Below are 19,065 nucleotides of genomic sequence, written 5' to 3'. Positions count from 1 at the left end.
CTTCCTGTCGCCCCGCCGTCGTCAATGGCGTCACCCAATATCGCTCCACCACGGCACAAGTCTGCATCGTCCGAGCGGCCGGCAACTATCCATATACCGGCGTCGGCATGCTGTCGTTCATCGGAATCGGTCCGATCACGCTGACCGGCTCTCACGAGGAGCGGTTGATCCGATTCTGATCATGATCAAGCGTTTTGCGAAATCGGAAGACGGCGCGGCGATGGTAGAAATGACCATCGTGGCGACGCTGCTGTTTGCCCTTGTTCTCGGTTTCGTCGATTTCGGCCATGCCTTCTATCAATGGAACGCCGCCACCAAGGCCGTCCAGTTAGGCGCGCGCCTGGCGTCTATTTCCGATCCGGTTGCCACCGCGCTAGCTACAGCCGCACCGACGACGACACCGGGCGCGCCGGTGGTGGCCGCCGCTTATGGACCCTTCGTCTGCGCATATACCGCCGGCACAGGGGCTTGCAGCAATGGCGGCACATTCAATGCTGCCAATTTCAGTCGCATCTTCCGCGGCGATACGGCAGTCACTAATGACGACGCCTGTCCCGCGTTGGCGACAGACCAGCGGCCGGGTATGTGTCATTTCTTTCCTGGCCTGCGGCGCGACAATGTCGTCATCGCCTATTCCGCCACCGGCCTGGGCTACCAGACTCGGTTCGGCGGACCGGTGCCGACAATCACCGTCAGCCTTCAGAACCGGACCTTCCAGTTCTTCTTTTTGCAAGGGCTGATGGGGTTTGCGGACATCACCATGCCCTCCATGCTCAGCACCGTCACGGGCGAAGACCTGAAGAGTACCGCGTCATGAATGCCATCAACACCAAGGTTCTGCCGACCAAACGAAAGCAAGTGGCCCTATTCTCGTCGGATCCACAGTTCAAGCGCGAGGTGGCGACGCGGCTGGACGCGCTGGCCATTTACGATGTCAGGATTTCCGAGACGGCTGACTTCCTCAACGGCCCGCCCCCCGAGACGCGCCCGGGCATCGTCATCCTCGACCTTGGCCATGGCGAGTTGCTCGGCCAGCCCGGAATAGTCGCGGCGCGCGCCTTGTGGACGACCGTGCCGCTGATCGCGGTCTCCGACGAATTGACCTCCGAACAGACGCGCATCCTGGTTCGCATGAACGCCTCGGATTGGCTGCACAAGCCGCTCGATGCCAAGGAACTGCTGAACGCGGTCACCTTCCACGACACCGGCAACCAGGGCACCAAGAGCCGCATCATCACTTTCATCAGCGCCAGCGGCGGCGCCGGCGCCACGACGCTCGCTCTGTCGGCGGCGGAATTCCTGGCGTCGAAATCCACCGAACGTGCGGCTTCGACCTGCCTCGTCGACCTCGATTTCCAGAGCGCCAATTGCGGCGCCTATCTCAACCTGTTCAACCAGTTCGACCTGGCCGGCATCATCGGCCAGCCGGAAAGGCTCGATGTCGAACTGATGGACGTCATCAAGCTCTCTCGCCCCTCTATTCATTCGAGAGGCCGCAACTGCCGTTTGAGCCGCAGGGCGCCGATTTCGTGTTCCGGCTGCTGGACCTCGTCGCCTACCGGTTCGACGACATCATCATCGACCTGCCGAATATCGAAACCCCCTGGCAGAATTCCGTGCTTTCGACGAGCGACGAGATCTTCATCGTCTTCGAGCTCAACGTCGCCTCGCTGCGGCAAGGCAAGCGGCTCTACACGAAGATCCGCGAACTGCGCGGCAATTCGGTGAGCATCACCCTGGTCGCCAACAAGCATAAGCGCAAATGGTTCGGCAACCACTTTTCGCGCAGCGAACTCGAGAAGATATTCAAGGCGCCGCACATCAAGTCGGTCGGCCTCGACAATGCGCTGCTCACCGACGCGCTGAACCGGGCCATCCTGCCTTCCGAAGTGGACGGGCGGGCGCGCTTCAACAAGGACCTGAAGCGGATGTTCAAAGAGCGGCTCGATGACGCTGCACGGTAGATATCGCATCGTCCCGAGGCTTGCCGGCGCCTGCATCATCGGCCTGGCCTTGGGGATGCCGGTCTGGGAATTCGCCCATGCCCGATCTGCGTTGTCGGACCGGCCGCCGCTGCCGGCAATGGGCCCCAGCCTGCGCAAGGCGGTTGCTCTCCAAACCGCGGAACGGGTCGGCACGATCATCATCCGCAAGGACGAGAAGGCGCTTTATCTAGTCACCCGGCAGGGCCAGGCGCTGCGCTACAAGATCAGCGTCGGACGCGACGGCTTTGGTTGGACCGGCATCGTCAAGGTCGGAGCGAAAACGGCATGGCCGGAATGGCGCCCGCCCCGCGAAATGCGCGCCCGCCAGCCAGAGCTGCCGGAAATGGTGCCCGCCGGTCCCTACAATCCGCTCGGCGCCAGGGCACTCTATCTGCTGCGGGACGGACGCGACACGCTCTACCGCATTCACGGCACCAACGATCCCAAGGGCATCGGCTTCGACGGAACATCGGGATGTTTCCGTCTTACCAACACCGATGTGATCGATCTCTTCAAGCGCGTCTCGATCGGCGCAAAGGTGGTGGTCCAATGACGATGATCAGCGACCCGGATATTCCGGCAATCGACATTGGGCCGGCAACCCACACGGAAGAACAAGCTGCAGTGGGGAAACCGAGCAATGCAAGGATGATCGGCGTTGTCGCCGCCGGCGCCTTGCTGATCACGGCGGTGAACATAACGGCCGCGGTCTATTTCTACCGCGGCATCAACGATCTGCGCCTTGTCGAACGGCGGCTGGAACAGCTCGGATCGTTCGAGCAACGGATCGCAGCCCGGCTTGATACGGTCAACAACGGCTTTCAAAGCCGGTTCGAAAAACTGGACAGTCAACTGCAGGGCAGCTTCAACGAAGTCAAAGGCAGCATTGTCCGGCTTGAACAGGAGCTGCCCCTGGACAGTGACGACGACATGTCGAGCATTGCGGAGCCTTCCGTGATCACGACCAGCACCATGGCGGAAGCAGCCACCGATCTCGAAGAAGCGACCGAACCCAGTATCGTCGAAGCGCCGCGCCCGCCCAAAAAGAGGATCGCGGCGCCGCCCCCTCCCCCAAACTCGTCCTACCAGCGCATCGTGCAGCCTGACGGCAAGGTCCATTACAAGAAAATCAACTAGAAGCGACAGACATCGAGAGACGGTTTTTGCGTTCAGCTGCGTGCAGAGCTGCCGTCGTCTTGTTGGCAATGCCGATCGGGAGCGCGACGGCTGCGACCTGCTACCATGTTGTCAATGTCGACTTTTGGGATGTTCTCTATATCCGATCGCAGCCAAGCCACCTCTCCAGGGCTACGGGCGCAATCGCTAGCGATCACAACGGCATCATCGTGGCCACAGGCCCATGCCGGCGGGCCGGGGCGGACCGAAAGCGGCAATGGTGCCCGGTCACCTACTATCCGTTGCCGTCAGTGAGCCTGGACGGCTACGTGAAAGCCCATTTCGTGAAAACCACGGCGTGCCCCGGGTCCTAAATTAGAAATCCCGCTGCAGAGCAATAAGCCGTACGGCGAGGGCTCGGGAACGCTGTCGCGCTTCGCCGAGAAACGCAACATGACAGTAGGCGCAGGCTGCAGTGCCCAGACCTAGCACCAGGCTGTTCTGCCATGTGAAATCCAGGATCAGCGAGAATGGATGGCCACTCGGCGCGGTGAATGCCGCGATCGTGCTCGCTGTTTCAGAATGGCTGCTGGAAGCCATCATCAACCCGGCGAAAAGCAGAGCGGCGTGGTTGGCAAGGAAGAAGAACGCGGCCGATTTCCGCGTCCGGCAAGCCATCCAGCAGAGGATCGATGCGGCGGTCAGGATGGCGGCATCAAGGACCATTGAACCGCCCAGATAAAGGTCGACCTGCTGCCAGCACATCGTCGCCAAAGGGCGCAGTTCAAGCCAAATCCGCCACATGGCAGGGCTGGCCGGATAGGTTCCCAGCAGGAACGTCGCTGCTCGCTCCCCTGCCAGAATGAGAAGAATGAGAGCCGGGAAGGCAAAAAGCAGTAGCGGCTTGCGCGTCATGTTCCCTCGCCAATCGATAAGCAGAATAGGCTGCAAAGATTGCGCGAAGCTTAAGGAAGGCGGCGAACAGCATTGATCACAGGCGCAGGCGCAGCCCACAACCGTGGCGAGCCCGCTTTATGTGCCATTTTTGCTACATTCCCGAAACTTATGGCCCGAATTCGGTTCTTGGCCGGCCCTAAATCAATAAACACTCACATATTCGAAGAATTTATCGGATAATTTGTCAAAGCTTCGGTGAGAAGGCTTGGCCATATAACAAAGTACCAGGCGGAAGCGTGGGCGGGGGTAGAAATGAATACGACGATCAAAGTGGCCATTGGCAAGCGCCTTGGCCTTCTCATTACATTTTCGATGCTGGCTTGCGGGAGCGCTAGTGCCCTCACGCTCAAGGAAGCGATGGCCGTAGCCGTCGAGTCCAATCCGGAGATCGGCCAAGCGATCGAAAACCGCGAAGCAATCGAATTCGAACTGCGTCAAGCGAAAGGGCTCTATCTTCCCAGCATCGATCTCGAGGCATCTGCGGGAGCCCGGCTCCTCGACAATTCGTCCCGACGAGCGCTCTCCATAGAGAATGACGGGCTCTATCCGGCGGAAGCCGGTGTCGTGATATCGCAAACGCTCTACGACAGTGGAGCACGACGGGCCGAACTGAACCATCAGGCGTCGCGGGTCGATGGGGCTTCTTTCAGGGTACTGGAGCGATCTGAATTCATCGGGCTCTCCGTCGTCCAGGATTATCTTGAATACATGCTGCAGGCCTCGATCGTTTCAGAGGCGAAAAAGAACCTGGGCTTCCATCAGGGGATTCTCGGCGATATCCGGCAAGGCATCGCGGGTGGTGCGCTGAACGATGCCGACGGCCAACAAGCCCAGGAGCGGCTTTTAGCAGCCAAGGCACGCTTGCAGGAAGCTTCCGAAGAGCTGGAACAGGCCAAAATACGATTCTTCAAGACCGTCGGCAAGCCGCTGACGAACGCCTCAAGGCCAGGGAGTGTTGGCGGCGCGCTGCCAAGGTCGCTTGATGAGGCGCTGGGACTGGCGCGCGAGAACAATCCGCGCGTTCACATGGCCAACAGCGATATCGACGCTGCTGCTTCACTGGTGGACGCAGCCCGGGCTAAATTCGGGCCCGCTATCGTCGCCGAAGGCCGTGCCCGGGCCGGATATGACGTTGATGGCGATGACGGCGACGCCAGCGACCTGCAAGCGCGGCTCGTGCTGCGATGGAACCTCTATCGCGGAGGTATCGACAAGGCCAACGAACAAGAACAGATCCGCCGCACCAGCGAACAGCGACTTGGATTGAATCAGGTCTTGCGGGAAATCGAGGAAGCCGTCCGCACCTCGTGGGATCGCCGTTTCCGGCAAGCCGAACTTGCCAAGACTCTGCGGCAGCAAGCTGCCGAGAGCGTAAAAATTGTCGCGTCCTACCGCGAGCAATTCAAGGTCGGACAGCGTTCGCTGCTCGACGTGCTTGACGCGCAAAATACGCGGTTCAACACAGCAGCGCTGGCGGATACTGCCTCTTACGCATCGCTTTTCGCGGAGTATCGGCTGTTGGCGGCGACCGGGCAGTTGCTGAAAACGATGAACCTTCAGCCGGCAAAACAGGCGACGGCTTATGCCAGGAGCGAGTTTGCAACGCCAGAGACTGCTGACACCGAAACCTATGCGCGCACCCCGTCGGAACAGAAAAATGATCTGCCTTTCGACATCCTCGCCCCGGTCAGGAAGAAATAGCTCGGTTTAAGGATCGATCGAGAGTCCTTGCGGGCAGATCGTGAATCAGCAACCCAACATCCTCTCTCCTAAAGAGGCATTCAAGGCCTGCTTTTCGGCTGTTGCCGGATATCTCGGCAGACCGAGCGCCGAAACCGTCCTGTTCGCCGGGGTTCCGCTTTCAGAGACGCGGATAGAGGTGGATGACATCAGGCATCTTGCCGAACGCATCGGTCTAGAGGTCCAGGAATTCAGCCAACGGGATTTTCTGCGCGGTCGTGTCGATCTTCCTGCCATTCTCTTTCGCGTCAGCCAGTTGCCTGTTGCCCTGCTGGCGGAGATGCAAGACGGCGCATATACGACCGCCCCGCAGGAAGATGGCCGCACGATCATCGCCAAATCCGAGCTTGCCGCCAGTTTCATCAGTGGCGGCGTTTCCTTTTCGATAACCTATGCCAATGCCGCCGAAGGAATGAAGGTCGGTTCCGCGGCGAAGATAGAAAGGCGTCACTGGCTGACGGGAACGATGGGCGCCTTCTGGCGCACCTATTCGAAAGTGGTCCTGTCGGCGATATTCATCAATCTGCTGGCGATCGCCTCGCCGATCTTCACCATGAACGTCTACGACAGAATCCTGCCGAACAAGGCAACTTCAACGCTGTGGGTTCTGGCAATCGGCATCGGCGCCGTCATTTTGTTCGATCTGCTTTTGAAGACCGCCAGGGCGTCTCTCATCGACTATGCCGGGCGCAAAGCAGATCTGCGAATATCATATCTTCTGTTCGAAAAAGTCCTCAACTCGTCTCTGTCAGCGCGCCCTGGCTCGACCGGTGAATACGCAAATCGCGTGACGCAATATGAGTTCGTGAGGGAGTTCTTCACCTCCAACACCATCAGCGTCTTCATCGATACGGCTTTTGTGTTCGTCTTTCTTCTGGTCATCTATGCGATAGGCGGCTGGCTGGTGGTCATACCGGCATTGGCCTTCGTGGCGTCGGTCATCGTCGGGCTGATCACGCAGCGACGTATCGGCAAGCGAGTCGCCGCCTCGATGAACGAGGCTTCTCAGCGCCAGGCCTTGCTGGTCGAATCCATTTCGACGCTGGAGACGATCAAATCGCTGCGGGCCGAAGCGTATCTGCTGCGGAGATGGGGCGAGCACTCCAAGAACGCTGCCAACACGTCGGAAAAGATCAAGCAGCTTTCGGCCGCCGCCGGCAACATCACCCAGGCCATACAGCAGCTTGTAACCGTCGCCCTGGTCGTAGCCGGCGCCTATGCCTTCTCGGAAGGCCATATTTCTACGGGAGCAATAATAGGCACGGTCATGCTGGCGAGCCGCGCGGTTGCTCCGCTTGGCCAGATCGCCATCACGCTTTCGAGACTGCGGCAAGCCATGCTCTCGTTGAGAATCATCAATTCGATCATGGCTCAACCGGAAGACCGGCCGGACACGGTGGGCTTCGTCAATCGCCCCATCCGCAACGGTGCGATGGTGTTCAGGAATGTCGGGTTCGTCTATCCCGGTTCGGAAAACGAGGTTCTGACCGGCCTCAATTTTTCGGTGAAACCGGGAGAACGGATCGGAATCATCGGCCGCATAGGGTCCGGCAAGACAACGATGGGTCGCCTGATCGGCAGGCTTTTCCTTCCGACCTCGGGAGAGCTTTTGCTCGACGGCATCGACATCCGCCAATACCACCCGTCGGAGGTTCGCGCTGCGGTAGGAATCGTCGCCCAGGCCGGCGATCTGTTTTCAGGCACCATCAAGGAAAATCTCCTGATGGCGTGCCCCGAAGCGACCGATGAGGAAATCATCGACGCCGCAAAGGCCGCCGGCGTCGACGAGTTCGTCTCTCGCCACCCGCGCGGCTATGACATGAATGTCGGCGAGCGGGGTACCAATCTCTCGGGGGGGCAGCGACAGACGGTGGCAATTGCGCGCCTGCTGCTGACCAAGCCGAAAATCGTCTTCCTGGACGAGCCGTCAGGCTCAATGGATCTCGCTTCGGAAAGACAGTTGATCAAACAGCTCAAAGTGGCCTTCGATGGAAACACGACGCTGATCGTGTCAACCCACCGCTACAGCATGCTTGAGCTGGCGGATCGGCTTATCGTTGTCGAACAAGGCAGGATAGTTGCAGACGGACCAAAGGAACAAGTCGTAAAGGCACTGCAGAAAAGTGGCTGATCAAAATAGATTATATTGAACGAGTTCAATATAATGGGGCGTGGGGAAATGCTTGCCAGAGAAGACCGTCCGCCGCTTTTCGCGTCGGCATCCATATTCATTATCGGAGCGCTCTTCGTCGTTTTTGTTGCTTGGGCGTCTTTTGCCGAAGTCGATGAAATCGCACGCGGCGACGGCAAGGTCATCCCGGCGTCCAAGACCCAAATCATCCAGGCCAGCGAAGCCGGCGTCGTCCAAGAAATCGCCGTCAAGATTGGGCAGGTCGTCAGGAAAAACGACCTGATCATTCGCCTCGACAACACGCTGAATACGTCCAGCCTTGGCGAGCAGCAGGCCAAGTCACGCGCGCTTGAAGTGCGAATCGCAAGGCTCAAATACGAACAAAGCGGCAATCTCGCAGGGCCCTTTCCGTGCCCGGCTGACATTCAGTCGATCGCTCCGCAAATCTGCGACAATGAACAAAAGCTTCTCACGGCCCGGCGCGAAAACTTCGACAATAAATTGTCGGTTCTCAAATCGCGCCTCGACCAGCGCGAGAAGGAACTGGACGAAGCAGCCGCCAATTCCGACCGCCTGACAAGGAACCTAGCCGTTAGTGACCAAGAGGCAAAACTGGTTGGATCAATGGTCAAAAAGGGGCTGATGGCCAGGACAGAGCAAATCCGGGTTGAACGGGAGCAGACTGAACTCAACGGTCAGCTGAACCTGTCCGGCGAGACAGTCAAGAAGATCAGGTCAACGATCACTGAAGCTCAACTCCAGGTTGATGAGCTCGGCCTCCAGCTGCAGCAGGAAGCACTGGATGAACTGACGCAGGCGCTGGCCGAGCTTTCGGTCGTGGACGAAACCATTCGTGGGGCTACTGACAAGGTAGCGCGCACCGATATCCGTTCGCCGGTGGACGGCATCGTCAATACACTGGAGCTAAACACGGTTGGCGCCTTCGTCCAGCCTGGCTCGGTCGTGGCAGGCATCGTGCCCACCTCCGAAACCTTGCTGGTCGAAGCGCGCGTCTCGCCACGCGATGTCGCTTTCATTCGTCCCGACCAGGAGGCGCTGATAAAAGTCACCGCTTACGACTTCTCGATCTTCGGCGGCATCGAAGGCAAGGTCTCCAACATCACCGCCGACAGCCTGGTCGACGAGAAAACGGGTGAGCCCTTTTACCAGGTGCGTGTCGCGACGGACAAGTCCACCCTCGAACGGGACGGCAAGGCCTATTCGATCATCCCCGGCATGATCTGTTCAGTCGACATCAAGACAGGACGCAAGACGATCCTCAGTTACCTTTTGAAGCCGATCAACAAGGCGCGTCAGGAGGCCATGAGTGAGCGCTAGCGCCAACTCTCCTCCCACCACCCATGATCGGTTGCTTCTGCCGATCACCAGAGAGGATTTCGGGCTGGAGTTCCGGGTTGTCGCGCGTGGCGGCATACGCCGCGGCATTCGTCTGGAAAAGGCTTTCTGGATGTCGCTGAAGCAGATGGCTGAAAATAGGAAATGCACGATCGGCATGCTGATCGACGAGATCGCCAAAAATCAAACCAAGACTGGTAATCTGACGTCGGCGATACGGGTGGCCTGCATACTCGGGCTGGCGGATGAAAACCTGATCCTACGAAAGCTTGCATCGATCAGAACGATCAATGCCATATTGGTTGCCTGCCCCTCGCCCGCTTTTGCCTTGGCGTCATCGAAGAAGATCCTGACTTTCAATGCTCCGTTCCAGCAACTGGTCAAGCGTCAGTTGCCGGCCGGACCAAACAATGATGCACGACAAGATCTCAAGCTGGCGCTGGATCTCAATGTCGCCGACATTTTTGCCCGACTCGATGCCAATGGCGAAGTTCCGATCGCCAGCGGCTTCGTCATCGGCGCCGGCGAACGTCGGTATCGGGGTCAATTGAACGCAGTGCGGGCGCCCGTACCCGAACCGGAGCTGCTGATGGCGTTCGTCAACGGCTAATGCATGTCGCGCAAAAGCTTGCCCTCGGGCTTGACCCGAGGGTGCGCAGCGATTTTGCGATATGCCATAAAAACAAGAACTTAGAGCGTCGCATGAATCCGTTCAAATGCGACGCGCTTTAGAGCTGCCGCTCCGGGCAAGTGCAGCTCAATCCAGGCTGACGATGGTTCGCGTAATTTCACAGGGACATATCCGGCTCCAGACCTTCGCCAGGAGCAACCTTTGCGAAAGCGCCTTTCATGTCGGCTATTTGCGCGCCCCCTGGTTTTGCGCCATGGATCCACGCCCGATCAGTGCTGAAGGAATACAGCGGCAGATAGTCAGGGAGATCGCTGTCTTTCAAAACAGTGTTGTTGAGACTATCGAGGATGAATGTGCCGCTGTCCGTACTCACCGAAAGCACGGCATGAAAGAATTTTTTGCGGCGATCCTGGAGAACAACAAGCGACATGCTCTGAGCCGGGATGCCGGCCCGCAGCAGTGCCGCCATCTTGAGGATGGCAAAATCCTCACAGTCGCCAGCCCGCCGCTCGAGGATTTCCGAAGGCTTCGCCCAATAGTCGAGCCTGCTGTAAACTGCACTGTCTTTCTTATAGGCAATTGCGCGGTTTATGCTGCTGTTGACGAAGGACAGCTTGTCGCTGAATCCCCGGTCTTTGACAGCGTTAACGATCTCGGCAAAAGCAGCGCTCTTGCGCTCGCACGCACTGCTCGCAGAGCAGCCGGCGATGGCCCTGTAGACAGGTGCCCAGCGTGCCGAGACGGGAGAGTTGCGCATGGACAAGGCAACCGATCCGAACACACCGGGGATTATCGCCGCCGTCTGCACAGGATCTATGCCGACATCGCCTCGCGACGTCGAAAGAGCCTCCCCGTAATAAGCAACGGCTGGCCCGTAGCTGCCGGGAAACATATCTGTGCGGTAAGCTTCAGCAGGCCGCCAAGGCTGAAACCTCGCCAACGAAACGCCGCCGAGGCATGGCGGCGCCTGCACCTTTTGCTGCAGCGCACCGGCCGCAGCGACATCCGCCACAATGGCATTCGCGAGTGCTGGCTGCGACAGGCCGACAAGGCCGATCGCCAGCAACAGCATTTTGAGACCACCCAGGCCAGTCTTTTCTTTTTTCATAACGCCCACCTTTGACTGTGGACGCTACCAATCTTGTCTCAAATTATTGGAAAGGAAGGCAGATAACTTTGTCGTAAAGGGTTACGTCTATTTTGTGTAAAATTTTATTCATATTTATACTTATTTTGCCGCATCACTGTCGTAAGGATTGCCAGCAAATTGGTCTGCTGCGGCAACATATATAGGGTTATATAAATATGATTTACCATGCGTAAAAAATAGTGGCAAATGCATATTAGGATATATGGAATAGATTACCAGACTGTTGCAAAGCCGAGATTACCGCTGTCTCTTCCAGAGAAATACCGGAGGGGTTTCAGCTATGGCGACCATTCTCGAATTGGACAGTGTTTCAGGTTCCTCGGACGAACATTCTGGTTCCAATGAACACAGCGGCCTGGCATCGGCGGCAGGTATCAAGGTCGCGCAAGCAGCCTCGACCGAGCAACCGGCAGCAGCCGAGCCGGTGCCGGCGGATGTGGGCAACGGCGCAGCAGTGCAAACGGAAGCGCCGGCAGCGGCCAATGCACCAGCGGCTGCGGCGCCGCATGAATATGTGGCCGACGCCAGCAACACCGTGAGATTTCCGGCCAACGTCGCTATCGACAATATCCGAGTCGACGGCCGCCACCTTCTGCTCGAACAACCAGACGGCTCGGTGGTCGTCATCAAGGACGGTGCCCTGAACGTGCCGACCTTTATTCTCGGCGACATTGAGGTGCCGCGCGTCGCCTTACTGGCGGCGCTTGAAGCAAGCCATGTCGACATTGCCTTCGGCGCCGACGGCTCGATCTCGGCGGGGCCGGGAAACGGGACGCCGGGCAGCGCCGGCGGAAACTTCGCGGTTCCAGTCGGTGGGATCGGCAACGGGTTCGATCTATCGGCATTGCTGCCGCCGACGGCCTTGCAGTTTGGCCGTTTGGAGCCGCGCGAACTGACGATTGGCGTCAGGGAGAAAGACTCTACCCCTTCGATTGATCCTGTAGCCTCGACCACGGTCTATGAGGCTGGCCTGCCGGCACGCAGCGGCGAGTCACATGGCTCGAATGAGCCTGCGGCCTCGGAGACGACCTCTGGCACAATCGGCTTCAGCTCGCCGGACGGCGTGTCGGAAGTCTCGCTGGGCGGCCATGTGCTCACCGGCGTGCCCCAGACCTTCACCGACGCGACCGGCTCGCTGACAGCGAGCTATGTCTATGATTCCGCGACCGGCTTGGGCACGATCAGCTATTCCTATACGCTCATCGACAACACCTCCGGCGACACCACCAGCGTAAACCTCCCCGTCGCGGTGACGGACGCCGATGGCGATCCGGGAGCGCCAGGCAACCTGGCCATCAACATCGTCGACGACGCGCCGACGGCGATTGCCGACACGGACAGCATCGCGGGGGGTCAGTTCGGCCCCGCGACGGGTAATGTGCTTGCTGGCGGGACAGACGGCGTTGACGTCAACGTGACTGACGGGGCGGCCGACACGCAGGGCGCCGATGGTGCGACGGTGGTCGGGGTCACGAGCGGCACGACGAATTCCGATCTGGACGACGGCGGCACGCTTGGCGTGCAAATCCAGGGGACTTACGGAAAGCTTACGCTGAACGCGGACGGCACCTACAGCTATGCGCGCGATGCCGGCACGCCCGGCGGCGTCGACGACGTGTTCACCTACACCATCAAGGATGGCGACGGCGATCTGTCGCACACGACACTGACAATCTCGATCGGCGATGCACCGCCGGTGATCAGCGACCTGACGCCCGAGGTCCGTGGCGGCGACGTGACGGTGAATGAAGAGGCGTTAAATGTCGGGACGCCGGGCGGGCCCGGCTCGAACCCGTCAAGCACGGCCGAGACCGGTATGGGCACCTTCACCATCTCTTCGCCCGACGGCATTGCCTCGCTGACGATCGGTGGTCAGGCCTTCATCACCAACGGCGTGTTCACGGCGGGCTCGTTCACGACGCCGGAGGGCAACACGCTGGCTGTGACTGCCTACGATGCCGCGACAGGTCAGGTGAGCTACACCTACACGCTCCTCGACAATGAGGCGCATCCCACCGCCCTCGGTGAGAACAGCCTGTTCGAGAACTTTGCAGTGGTGCTAACCGACCAGGACGGGCAGAGCGCCAACGATACACTCACCATCGACGTCGTCGACGACGTGCCGACGGCGAACGCCGACACCAACAGCGTCGCCGAGGGCGCCATCGCCACCGGCAACGTGCTGAGCGACGCCACCGATGACGTGTTCGGCGCCGACGGTGCGGCCGCCGGTGGCGGCGTTGTCGGCGTGGCCGCCGGCAGCAACACCGCCAGCCCGGTGAGCGGCGGGCTGGGCGCCGGCATTGCCGGCACCTACGGCACGCTGACGCTCAACGCCAACGGCACCTACAGCTATGACGGCTTTGCCAACGCCGTGCCGGCCGGCGGCGCCACCGACACCTTCGTCTACACCATCATGGACGGCGACGGCGACCTGTCGACGACGACGCTGACCATCACCCTGTCGGACAGCGGCCTGGCGGCCGCCAATGACGACGCCACGGTCAATGAAGCAGCACTTGCGATCGGCAGCAATCCGGCCAGCCCGGCCGAGACGGTGACCGGCACGGTCGCCGACAACCTCTCCGGCGGCAGCGGCCCCTACACCTTTGCGCTGGTCGGCAGCGCGACCGGCTCGCACGGCACGCTGACCCTCAATGCCGACGGCACCTACAGCTACACGCTGACCGCACCGGTCGACGGCGCCGATGCCGACAACGGCACCAACACGGTCAACAACGTCGAGAGCTTCACCTACCAGGCGACCGACGCCAACGGCAACACCATCACCAGCACCATCACCATCGACGTCGTCGACGATGTGCCGACGGCGAACGCCGACACCAACAGCGTCGCCGAGGGCGCCATCGCCACCGGCAACGTGCTGAGCGACGCCACCGATGACGTGTTCGGCGCCGACGGTGCGGCCGCCGGTGGCGGCGTTGTCGGCGTGGCCGCCGGCAGCAACACCGCCAGCCCGGTGAGCGGCGGGCTGGGCGCCGGCATTGCCGGCACCTACGGCACGCTGACGCTCAACGCCAACGGCACCTACAGCTATGACGGCTTTGCCAACGCCGTGCCGGCCGGCGGCGCCACCGACACCTTCGTCTACACCATCATGGACGGCGACGGCGACCTGTCGACGACGACGCTGACCATCACCCTGTCGGACGTCAACAATGCTCCGGTTGCCGCAAACACCCAGAACTGGATGTCGAGCGATCCGGCACAGCAAACTTTGAGCACGCCGAGCTATCCCGACGGATATCCCTTGCTGGTGACTATCCCGACCGATGCGGATGGCGACAACCTCATCGTCACCGCGACGGGGACGATCCCCACAGGCACGTTCTATTTCGATGGCGTCACCTACGTCGCCCTGACGGCCGGCACTGTGCTCTACGATCCGGCCGGCGGCATCAACCTGCTGGACGACCTGGTCTACAGGCCGACCGCAACGGTAACCGACACCGTCAACGTCAATCTGTCGCTGGACGTCTTCGACGGCACCGCCCACGTCACTCAGACTGTCGGCATCCACGAAGTCCCGCCGACCAGCTTGCCCAGCGATACCGCACAGGTGGGTAATGGTAACAGCCCGCTCACGTCCGGAAACGACCAGACCCAGAACCTGAGCCTGTCCCAAGCCACGGTAAGCGCCATAACGGCCGATCCTCACGGCTCGACAGTCGTAATCTACACCGACTTCCAGGAGTCGCCCTTCGTAACTCCGATCCCGCTAGGGGAACGCAATCCAGGCGTCTTCGGAGACGGCAGTGCGGGATCGCATCGCGAGCAGGAAGTTCAAGTCGAGATCAGGATTGGAGCGAACCGTTTTGCAGTTGTTGAAGACGATCTGACTGCCGGAACATTCGAGCAGAGTTGGACCTACGACCCGGCCACCGGCCTGATGAAGGCGACCGTCGACTATGACCATATCTTCCTTCTCGACGGCGCCGGGGTCGCAACGACGACGACGCTCGCGGACTATCTGATCGCAAATCCACCGGCCGCCGGCGACACATGGACACTTTCTTATTTCGACAATGATGGCGGCAACTACCAGGCCCGCGCAGTCAGATTCGAATTCTTCTCCCATGATCCAGGCGATCCTGGAATAACGGTGAATGGCGATGCCACCTTGGCCGACCAGATCTATGGCACATCCGGTATCGACCATCTCAATGGCAATGGCGGCAATGACGTCATCATAGGCAGGGGAGGCAATGATTTCCTCAGCGGCGGTGGTGGCAGCGATCTTATCAGCGGTGGCGACGGCAACGATCTCCTCGTTGGAGGTTTCGGCCAAGACACAATGACTGGAGGAAACGGTGCTGATACGTTCAAACTCGACCAGTTGGACATCAAGGATCTCATCTCCGACTACAGCGGCGCTGGCGGCCAGGGCGACGTGATCGACCTGACGTCGTTGTTCGACACAGCCCCGGGGGGAGCCAATATCGGCGAGTTCGTGAACTACGATGCGGGAACCGGCACGCTAAGCGTCGATGCCGACGGTACGGCCAACGGCACCAATTTCGTGGACGTGGCCACGCTAACGAACGTGCCGGTGTCCAGCACAATCACGCTGCTTTATGACGACGGAATAACCCAGCATACGACCACGGCCAATGCGGTTTAGGGGAATAGTGCAAGGGCTAGGTGTTATGCTATAGATTCGAATGGTAGAGGGGAATTCATCATGAAAAAGTCTGCAAGACTTCTGGCTGCCGGTGCAACACTGTTCCTGGCTGTTGGATCGACGGGGTATGCCGCCGACATCATCGAAGGTCCGTCGGTCGATTATTGTCGCGTCGTGGGCACGTCCAACCTGGTGCAGACCGACAACATCGTCGATCTCAAGAACCAGGTGGTGCAACTGATGGACGAGTCTGTCGCCGTCGCCAACAGCTCGGAATGGATCCATTCGTCACGGCCTGTCTTCGTCTGGGCCTCCGAGGCCAAGGTCGCCTGCGGCAAGGCTTACGGCTATTTGAAGACAAATTATCGCGACGAAGACTACCTCAATAAATGCGAGTGTTTCCACGACCGCATGGTCGAGTACATGAACTGACCAAAAAGGCGGCGACGCGCCGGCTGGCTGACAATGATGGCCGACCGAACATTGCTGCGGGCGATCGCCGGAACGATCGCCTTGGTCGGTTTTGACCTGCCTGCCATGCATGCGAGCGCGGGTGCGTCGGAACAATCCACTAGAGTACAAAGTGCCTTGCCCGAGCGGTTGCGGCCGACGCGCCGCGATGCCACCCAGGAATGGACGAGAGAAACGCTGAAGGCATTTGCGACCTGCCAGTCGTCGATCTACGGCCTGGAGCCGCGGCTCGCACACGCCGTGATGGAGATCGAAAGCGGGTTCGATCCCGAGGCGCGCGGTGCCGACGGAGAAGTCGGGTTGATGCAGGTCATGCCCGCGACGGCACGAATGCTTGGCTTTCGGGGCCCGCTCGAAGACCTGAGTGCGCCGAAGACCAACATCGCGCTGGGCGTCAAATATCTCGCGCAGGCGAACAGGCTCGCCGGCGGCGACCTGTGCACCACCGTCATGAAGTATCGCGCCGGGCACAACGAAAGCCGTTTCTCGGCACTTTCGGTCCGCTACTGCCAGCGCGCGCGCTCGATCCTGGCAAGGGAAGGGTTCGAGGTTGACGGGCCGTTGCCGGTGGCAACATTCGGCTTTTCCACATTTTCAGCAGGAGGAGAAGACAGCGCCCCTGCCGCAGGAAAACGCGTGTGCGTGCGGCGGGTGTTCGTGCCTGGGCCGCGATACATGAAATGCGCCGACTATCGAAATGCAAGGCAAGCCAGACAGATCAGGACGCTCAGAGCCCGGCTTTTTGCAGGCTAAAGAACCACAAGACGGCGCAACTCAGCCGTGACATGACTGGAAGATCAGACCGGGAAGTGACCCGGCGGCACATAGGGTGGAAAATCATGGAAGCTGGCCGACAGGTCCTCTGGCTGCGGACGAGGGCAGTCGCCTTTGCGCTCGCCGTGACATTGTCAGGTTGCCAGTCGAAAGGCAGCATTTCCGAAGCGCTCGATCCGGCTGCAATCGCCGCACCCGGAGTGCAGAATGACGCCGCAGTTGCGGGCCGATCCCAGGCGACGCAATCGATCGGCAGTGGTTCGACGAAGATCACGATGCTGCTGCCCTTGTCCGCCCCTGGAGCCACGGGGGAAACCGGCAGGAAGATGCTCGATGCCGCAAAACTCGCAATGGCGGATCTTGGCAATGGATTGCTCACACTGACGGTCGAGGACACGCAGGGCGACAGTGCACACGCCAGCGAATTGTCGATAAAGGCGATCACGACGGGAGCGAAAGTCGTCATCGGTCCGACCGAACTACCGGCGGCGCAGCATATTGCCAAATTGTCGGGACCGAAACGGCCGCCAGTGTTGGCACTTGCCAACAATTTCACAGGCGGTCCCGGCGTTTATGCCGTGCGCCTCAGCGAGGCAGACAGCGCGGCTGCGGGCGCCGCAGGCATCGCGGCGAAAGGCAGCAAGAAGTTCGTATTGCTTGTCGCAGCTGGCTCGAACGGCAGTGCCGTTGAAAAGCGGGTCGCGAACAGCCTAAGCATCTATGGCGCAACGCTGGCGGTCACTATCCCGTACTCGGCAGGCGACGGCGGCACCAAAGCGGTCACCGACATGGGCTCACTCGTGGATGCTCCGGACGCCGTCATTGTCGCCAGCGGAGACGACAGCCCGCTGCAAATCCTTGCCGCCCTGAAATCCAAGGGTATCCCGGCAAGAACAATCGCTGTGGTGGGAACAAACCGCTGGCTGGAACGCCCCATCGAGCCGCTGTTTGAAGGGGCCTATATCGCCACGCTCGATCCGCGCGAAACCGGACCAATCGCCGACCGCTTCAAGACTACCTATAACTATCAGCCCGACGTCAATGTCGCCTACGCCTATGATATGGTTGCGCTGACTGCTGGGATCGCCAGCGCGGTTGGACCCGATGGCTTCAGCAAACAGGTACTCGAAAATCCGAGCGGGTTTCGCGGATCCACAGGTCTATTCCGGTTTCGCGCCGACGGATCCAGCCAGCGATCGATGCCGTTCTATCGAGTTGAAAAGGGTGCGCTCAAATTGGTTGCCAGATCGACGTCGGGTTTTTGACCCGGCGCGAACCCGTAGGACCTTTTCGAGCTGATGGGCAGGCCGAGCCGCATCCCCTTGGCTGTCGCGCTCGCAAGCCTGGAGCTTCTGGCCGGGCTCCTCCTGATCATTCAGGGCGGGGCTTTGCTTTCGGTCGACCGGCCTGTTCCTGCGCCGTCTCAGGATATTCGCGGCAAGCAGCTAACCCGACCGGACGCAACCGTTTTCGACGCTCATCCGCGAGAGCCGGCACGCAAGATTGCTCAGGACCTCATCGCTCCGCCACAACTTGATTCTTCGGAAATCGAACGGATCGAGCCCCGTCCACCACTCAGCGAACTCAGTCTCGCCGTGCCCCCGAAAACGCCGATGCCGCAAGACTGGCGGGAGGTCCTGCTCTACGCTCCGATTGCGAGTTCGTCCGCGATCTTCGAATCGATGGGACGGACGGTGGTCATCAGCGGGGTCCAGAGCATTGCCACGAACAAGACCTGTTCCTTTCATGACGTCGTCTGGCCTTGCGGCCACCGCGCGCGCGCAGCTTTCAACTCCTGGTTGCGCCAACGTGCACTGAATTGTTTCGTACCGCCGGAAGTTGATCGTTTCGCTATCGCCGCCCCATGCAGGCTCGGCAGGCAGGATGTCGGCGCCTGGCTGGTTTCCAATGGCTGGGCCCTGTCATTGCCGAGCGGTATCTACGGCAAGGCGGAGGTGACAGCGATGGATACGGAGATGGGTATATTCGGCCCGCCTCGATAGTCAGCTCGCCGTTTGAGCCTTCAGAGAACCGTCGCTTGTCGAAGCTAGAGCAGCATGCTGATACAGGCGGCTGCCTGCGCTGCTAGTCATTTAGCCCGCGCCGACACTT

The 19,065-nt window shown here is 60.0% G+C and carries 17 protein-coding genes; 14 read left to right on the top strand and 3 right to left on the bottom strand.

What is annotated here, in order from left to right; translation table 11 throughout:
• The first annotated feature begins 181 nt into the window (after positions 1 to 181).
• The 5 genes from E5W87_RS02610 to E5W87_RS02590 are packed head-to-tail and all read left to right on the top strand — an operon-like array spanning position 182 to position 3,122.
• Entirely contained in the window at positions 182 to 817 is a 636-nt protein-coding gene (locus E5W87_RS02610; protein WP_127206202.1) for a TadE/TadG family type IV pilus assembly protein, read from the top strand.
• A complete protein-coding gene (locus E5W87_RS02605) occupies positions 814 to 1,728 on the top strand; it encodes a hypothetical protein (RefSeq protein WP_292393697.1) in 915 nt (304 codons plus the stop codon). The genes E5W87_RS02610 and E5W87_RS02605 overlap by 4 nt, the downstream gene beginning before the upstream one ends.
• Complete coding sequence (locus tag E5W87_RS02600; RefSeq protein WP_292393695.1) at positions 1,725 to 1,964, top strand: hypothetical protein; 240 nt, start codon at positions 1,725 to 1,727, stop codon at positions 1,962 to 1,964. Before E5W87_RS02605 ends, E5W87_RS02600 begins: the two co-directional genes overlap by 4 nt.
• Complete coding sequence (locus E5W87_RS02595; RefSeq protein WP_292393693.1) at positions 1,948 to 2,538, top strand: L,D-transpeptidase; 591 nt, start codon at positions 1,948 to 1,950, stop codon at positions 2,536 to 2,538. Before E5W87_RS02600 ends, E5W87_RS02595 begins: the two co-directional genes overlap by 17 nt.
• Positions 2,535 to 3,122, top strand: a complete 588-nt coding sequence (locus E5W87_RS02590) for a hypothetical protein (protein ID WP_292393691.1) — start codon at positions 2,535 to 2,537, stop codon at positions 3,120 to 3,122. Before E5W87_RS02595 ends, E5W87_RS02590 begins: the two co-directional genes overlap by 4 nt.
• Positions 3,123 to 3,476: 354 nt before the next feature.
• Here the strand turns inward: E5W87_RS02590 and E5W87_RS02585 are convergent, their stop codons facing one another.
• Positions 3,477 to 4,016, bottom strand: a complete 540-nt coding sequence (locus tag E5W87_RS02585; protein WP_292393689.1) for a hypothetical protein — start codon at positions 4,014 to 4,016, stop codon at positions 3,477 to 3,479.
• 294 nt (positions 4,017 to 4,310) lie between these two features.
• Between E5W87_RS02585 and E5W87_RS02580 the strand changes: the two genes are divergently transcribed.
• The 4 genes from E5W87_RS02580 to E5W87_RS02565 are packed head-to-tail and all read left to right on the top strand — an operon-like array spanning position 4,311 to position 9,895.
• The gene (locus tag E5W87_RS02580; protein ID WP_292393687.1) at positions 4,311 to 5,759 is read left to right on the top strand and encodes a TolC family protein; all 1,449 of its coding nucleotides are present in this window, start codon (positions 4,311 to 4,313) and stop codon (positions 5,757 to 5,759) included.
• Between the two features lie 40 nt (positions 5,760 to 5,799).
• Positions 5,800 to 7,929: a type I secretion system permease/ATPase gene (locus E5W87_RS02575; RefSeq protein WP_292393685.1), complete on the top strand. Its 2,130-nt coding sequence runs from the start codon at positions 5,800 to 5,802 to the stop codon at positions 7,927 to 7,929.
• A 48-nt stretch (positions 7,930 to 7,977) separates the two neighbouring features.
• Positions 7,978 to 9,267: an HlyD family type I secretion periplasmic adaptor subunit gene (locus E5W87_RS02570; protein ID WP_292393683.1), complete on the top strand. Its 1,290-nt coding sequence runs from the start codon at positions 7,978 to 7,980 to the stop codon at positions 9,265 to 9,267.
• On the top strand, positions 9,257 to 9,895 hold the full coding sequence (locus E5W87_RS02565; protein ID WP_292393681.1) for a ribbon-helix-helix domain-containing protein: 639 nt from the start codon (positions 9,257 to 9,259) through the stop codon (positions 9,893 to 9,895). Before E5W87_RS02570 ends, E5W87_RS02565 begins: the two co-directional genes overlap by 11 nt.
• A 178-nt stretch (positions 9,896 to 10,073) precedes the next feature.
• Here the strand turns inward: E5W87_RS02565 and E5W87_RS02560 are convergent, their stop codons facing one another.
• Positions 10,074 to 11,024 (bottom strand): transglutaminase-like cysteine peptidase, encoded by a 951-nt coding sequence (locus E5W87_RS02560; protein ID WP_292393679.1) that lies wholly within the window; start codon positions 11,022 to 11,024, stop codon positions 10,074 to 10,076.
• Between the two features lie 322 nt (positions 11,025 to 11,346).
• On the opposite strand from E5W87_RS02560, the gene E5W87_RS02555 reads away from it, so the two are divergent.
• Genes E5W87_RS02555 through E5W87_RS02545 form a run of 3 tightly spaced genes read left to right on the top strand, consistent with a single transcriptional unit; the run spans position 11,347 to position 16,932 of the window.
• Positions 11,347 to 15,708 carry a VCBS domain-containing protein gene (locus E5W87_RS02555; RefSeq protein ID WP_292393677.1) on the top strand — a complete coding sequence of 1,454 codons (4,362 nt, stop codon included), beginning with the start codon at positions 11,347 to 11,349 and terminating at the stop codon, positions 15,706 to 15,708.
• Positions 15,709 to 15,768: 60 nt separating this feature from the next.
• A complete protein-coding gene (locus E5W87_RS02550; RefSeq protein ID WP_126104680.1) occupies positions 15,769 to 16,140 on the top strand; it encodes a hypothetical protein in 372 nt (123 codons plus the stop codon).
• A 33-nt stretch (positions 16,141 to 16,173) separates the two neighbouring features.
• Positions 16,174 to 16,932 carry a lytic transglycosylase domain-containing protein gene (locus E5W87_RS02545; protein WP_292393675.1) on the top strand — a complete coding sequence of 253 codons (759 nt, stop codon included), beginning with the start codon at positions 16,174 to 16,176 and terminating at the stop codon, positions 16,930 to 16,932.
• Here E5W87_RS02545 and E5W87_RS02540 read toward each other — a convergent pair.
• Positions 16,907 to 17,398: a hypothetical protein gene (locus tag E5W87_RS02540; RefSeq protein WP_292393801.1), complete on the bottom strand. Its 492-nt coding sequence runs from the start codon at positions 17,396 to 17,398 to the stop codon at positions 16,907 to 16,909. The two genes, E5W87_RS02545 and E5W87_RS02540, sit on opposite strands and share 26 nt — an antisense overlap.
• On the opposite strand from E5W87_RS02540, the gene E5W87_RS02535 reads away from it, so the two are divergent.
• On the top strand, positions 17,280 to 18,218 hold the full coding sequence (locus E5W87_RS02535) for an ABC transporter substrate-binding protein (RefSeq protein ID WP_292393795.1): 939 nt from the start codon (positions 17,280 to 17,282) through the stop codon (positions 18,216 to 18,218). The genes E5W87_RS02540 and E5W87_RS02535 overlap by 119 nt on opposite strands.
• Positions 18,219 to 18,251: 33 nt before the next feature.
• Positions 18,252 to 18,956 (top strand): thermonuclease family protein, encoded by a 705-nt coding sequence (locus tag E5W87_RS02530; protein ID WP_292393672.1) that lies wholly within the window; start codon positions 18,252 to 18,254, stop codon positions 18,954 to 18,956.
• The last annotated feature ends 109 nt before the right edge of the window (positions 18,957 to 19,065 follow it).

It is taken from the genome of Mesorhizobium sp. (assembly GCF_004962925.1).
In the GTDB taxonomy this organism is placed as follows: Bacteria; Pseudomonadota; Alphaproteobacteria; order Rhizobiales; family Rhizobiaceae; genus Mesorhizobium.
Note: the sequence above shows the minus strand (reverse complement) of the source record. Positions and strands in the feature narration are given on the sequence as shown.

Excerpts from the sequence above, each read along its gene's own strand:
- E5W87_RS02590 (WP_292393691.1), top strand. The coding sequence starts at position 2,535 with ATGACGATGATCAGCGACCCGGATATTCCGGCAATCGACATTGGGCCG.
- E5W87_RS02605 (WP_292393697.1), top strand. The coding sequence starts at position 814 with ATGAATGCCATCAACACCAAGGTTCTGCCGACCAAACGAAAGCAAGTG.
- E5W87_RS02595 (WP_292393693.1), top strand. The coding sequence starts at position 1,948 with ATGACGCTGCACGGTAGATATCGCATCGTCCCGAGGCTTGCCGGCGCC.
- E5W87_RS02580 (WP_292393687.1), top strand. The coding sequence starts at position 4,311 with ATGAATACGACGATCAAAGTGGCCATTGGCAAGCGCCTTGGCCTTCTC.
- E5W87_RS02570 (WP_292393683.1), top strand. The coding sequence starts at position 7,978 with ATGCTTGCCAGAGAAGACCGTCCGCCGCTTTTCGCGTCGGCATCCATA.
- E5W87_RS02560 (WP_292393679.1), bottom strand. The coding sequence starts at position 11,024 with ATGAAAAAAGAAAAGACTGGCCTGGGTGGTCTCAAAATGCTGTTGCTG.
- E5W87_RS02545 (WP_292393675.1), top strand. The coding sequence starts at position 16,174 with ATGATGGCCGACCGAACATTGCTGCGGGCGATCGCCGGAACGATCGCC.
- E5W87_RS02585 (WP_292393689.1), bottom strand. The coding sequence starts at position 4,016 with ATGACGCGCAAGCCGCTACTGCTTTTTGCCTTCCCGGCTCTCATTCTT.
- E5W87_RS02535 (WP_292393795.1), top strand. The coding sequence starts at position 17,280 with ATGCTCGATGCCGCAAAACTCGCAATGGCGGATCTTGGCAATGGATTG.
- E5W87_RS02610 (WP_127206202.1), top strand. The coding sequence starts at position 182 with ATGATCAAGCGTTTTGCGAAATCGGAAGACGGCGCGGCGATGGTAGAA.
- E5W87_RS02555 (WP_292393677.1), top strand. The coding sequence starts at position 11,347 with ATGGCGACCATTCTCGAATTGGACAGTGTTTCAGGTTCCTCGGACGAA.
- E5W87_RS02550 (WP_126104680.1), top strand. The coding sequence starts at position 15,769 with ATGAAAAAGTCTGCAAGACTTCTGGCTGCCGGTGCAACACTGTTCCTG.
- E5W87_RS02530 (WP_292393672.1), top strand. The coding sequence starts at position 18,252 with ATGGGCAGGCCGAGCCGCATCCCCTTGGCTGTCGCGCTCGCAAGCCTG.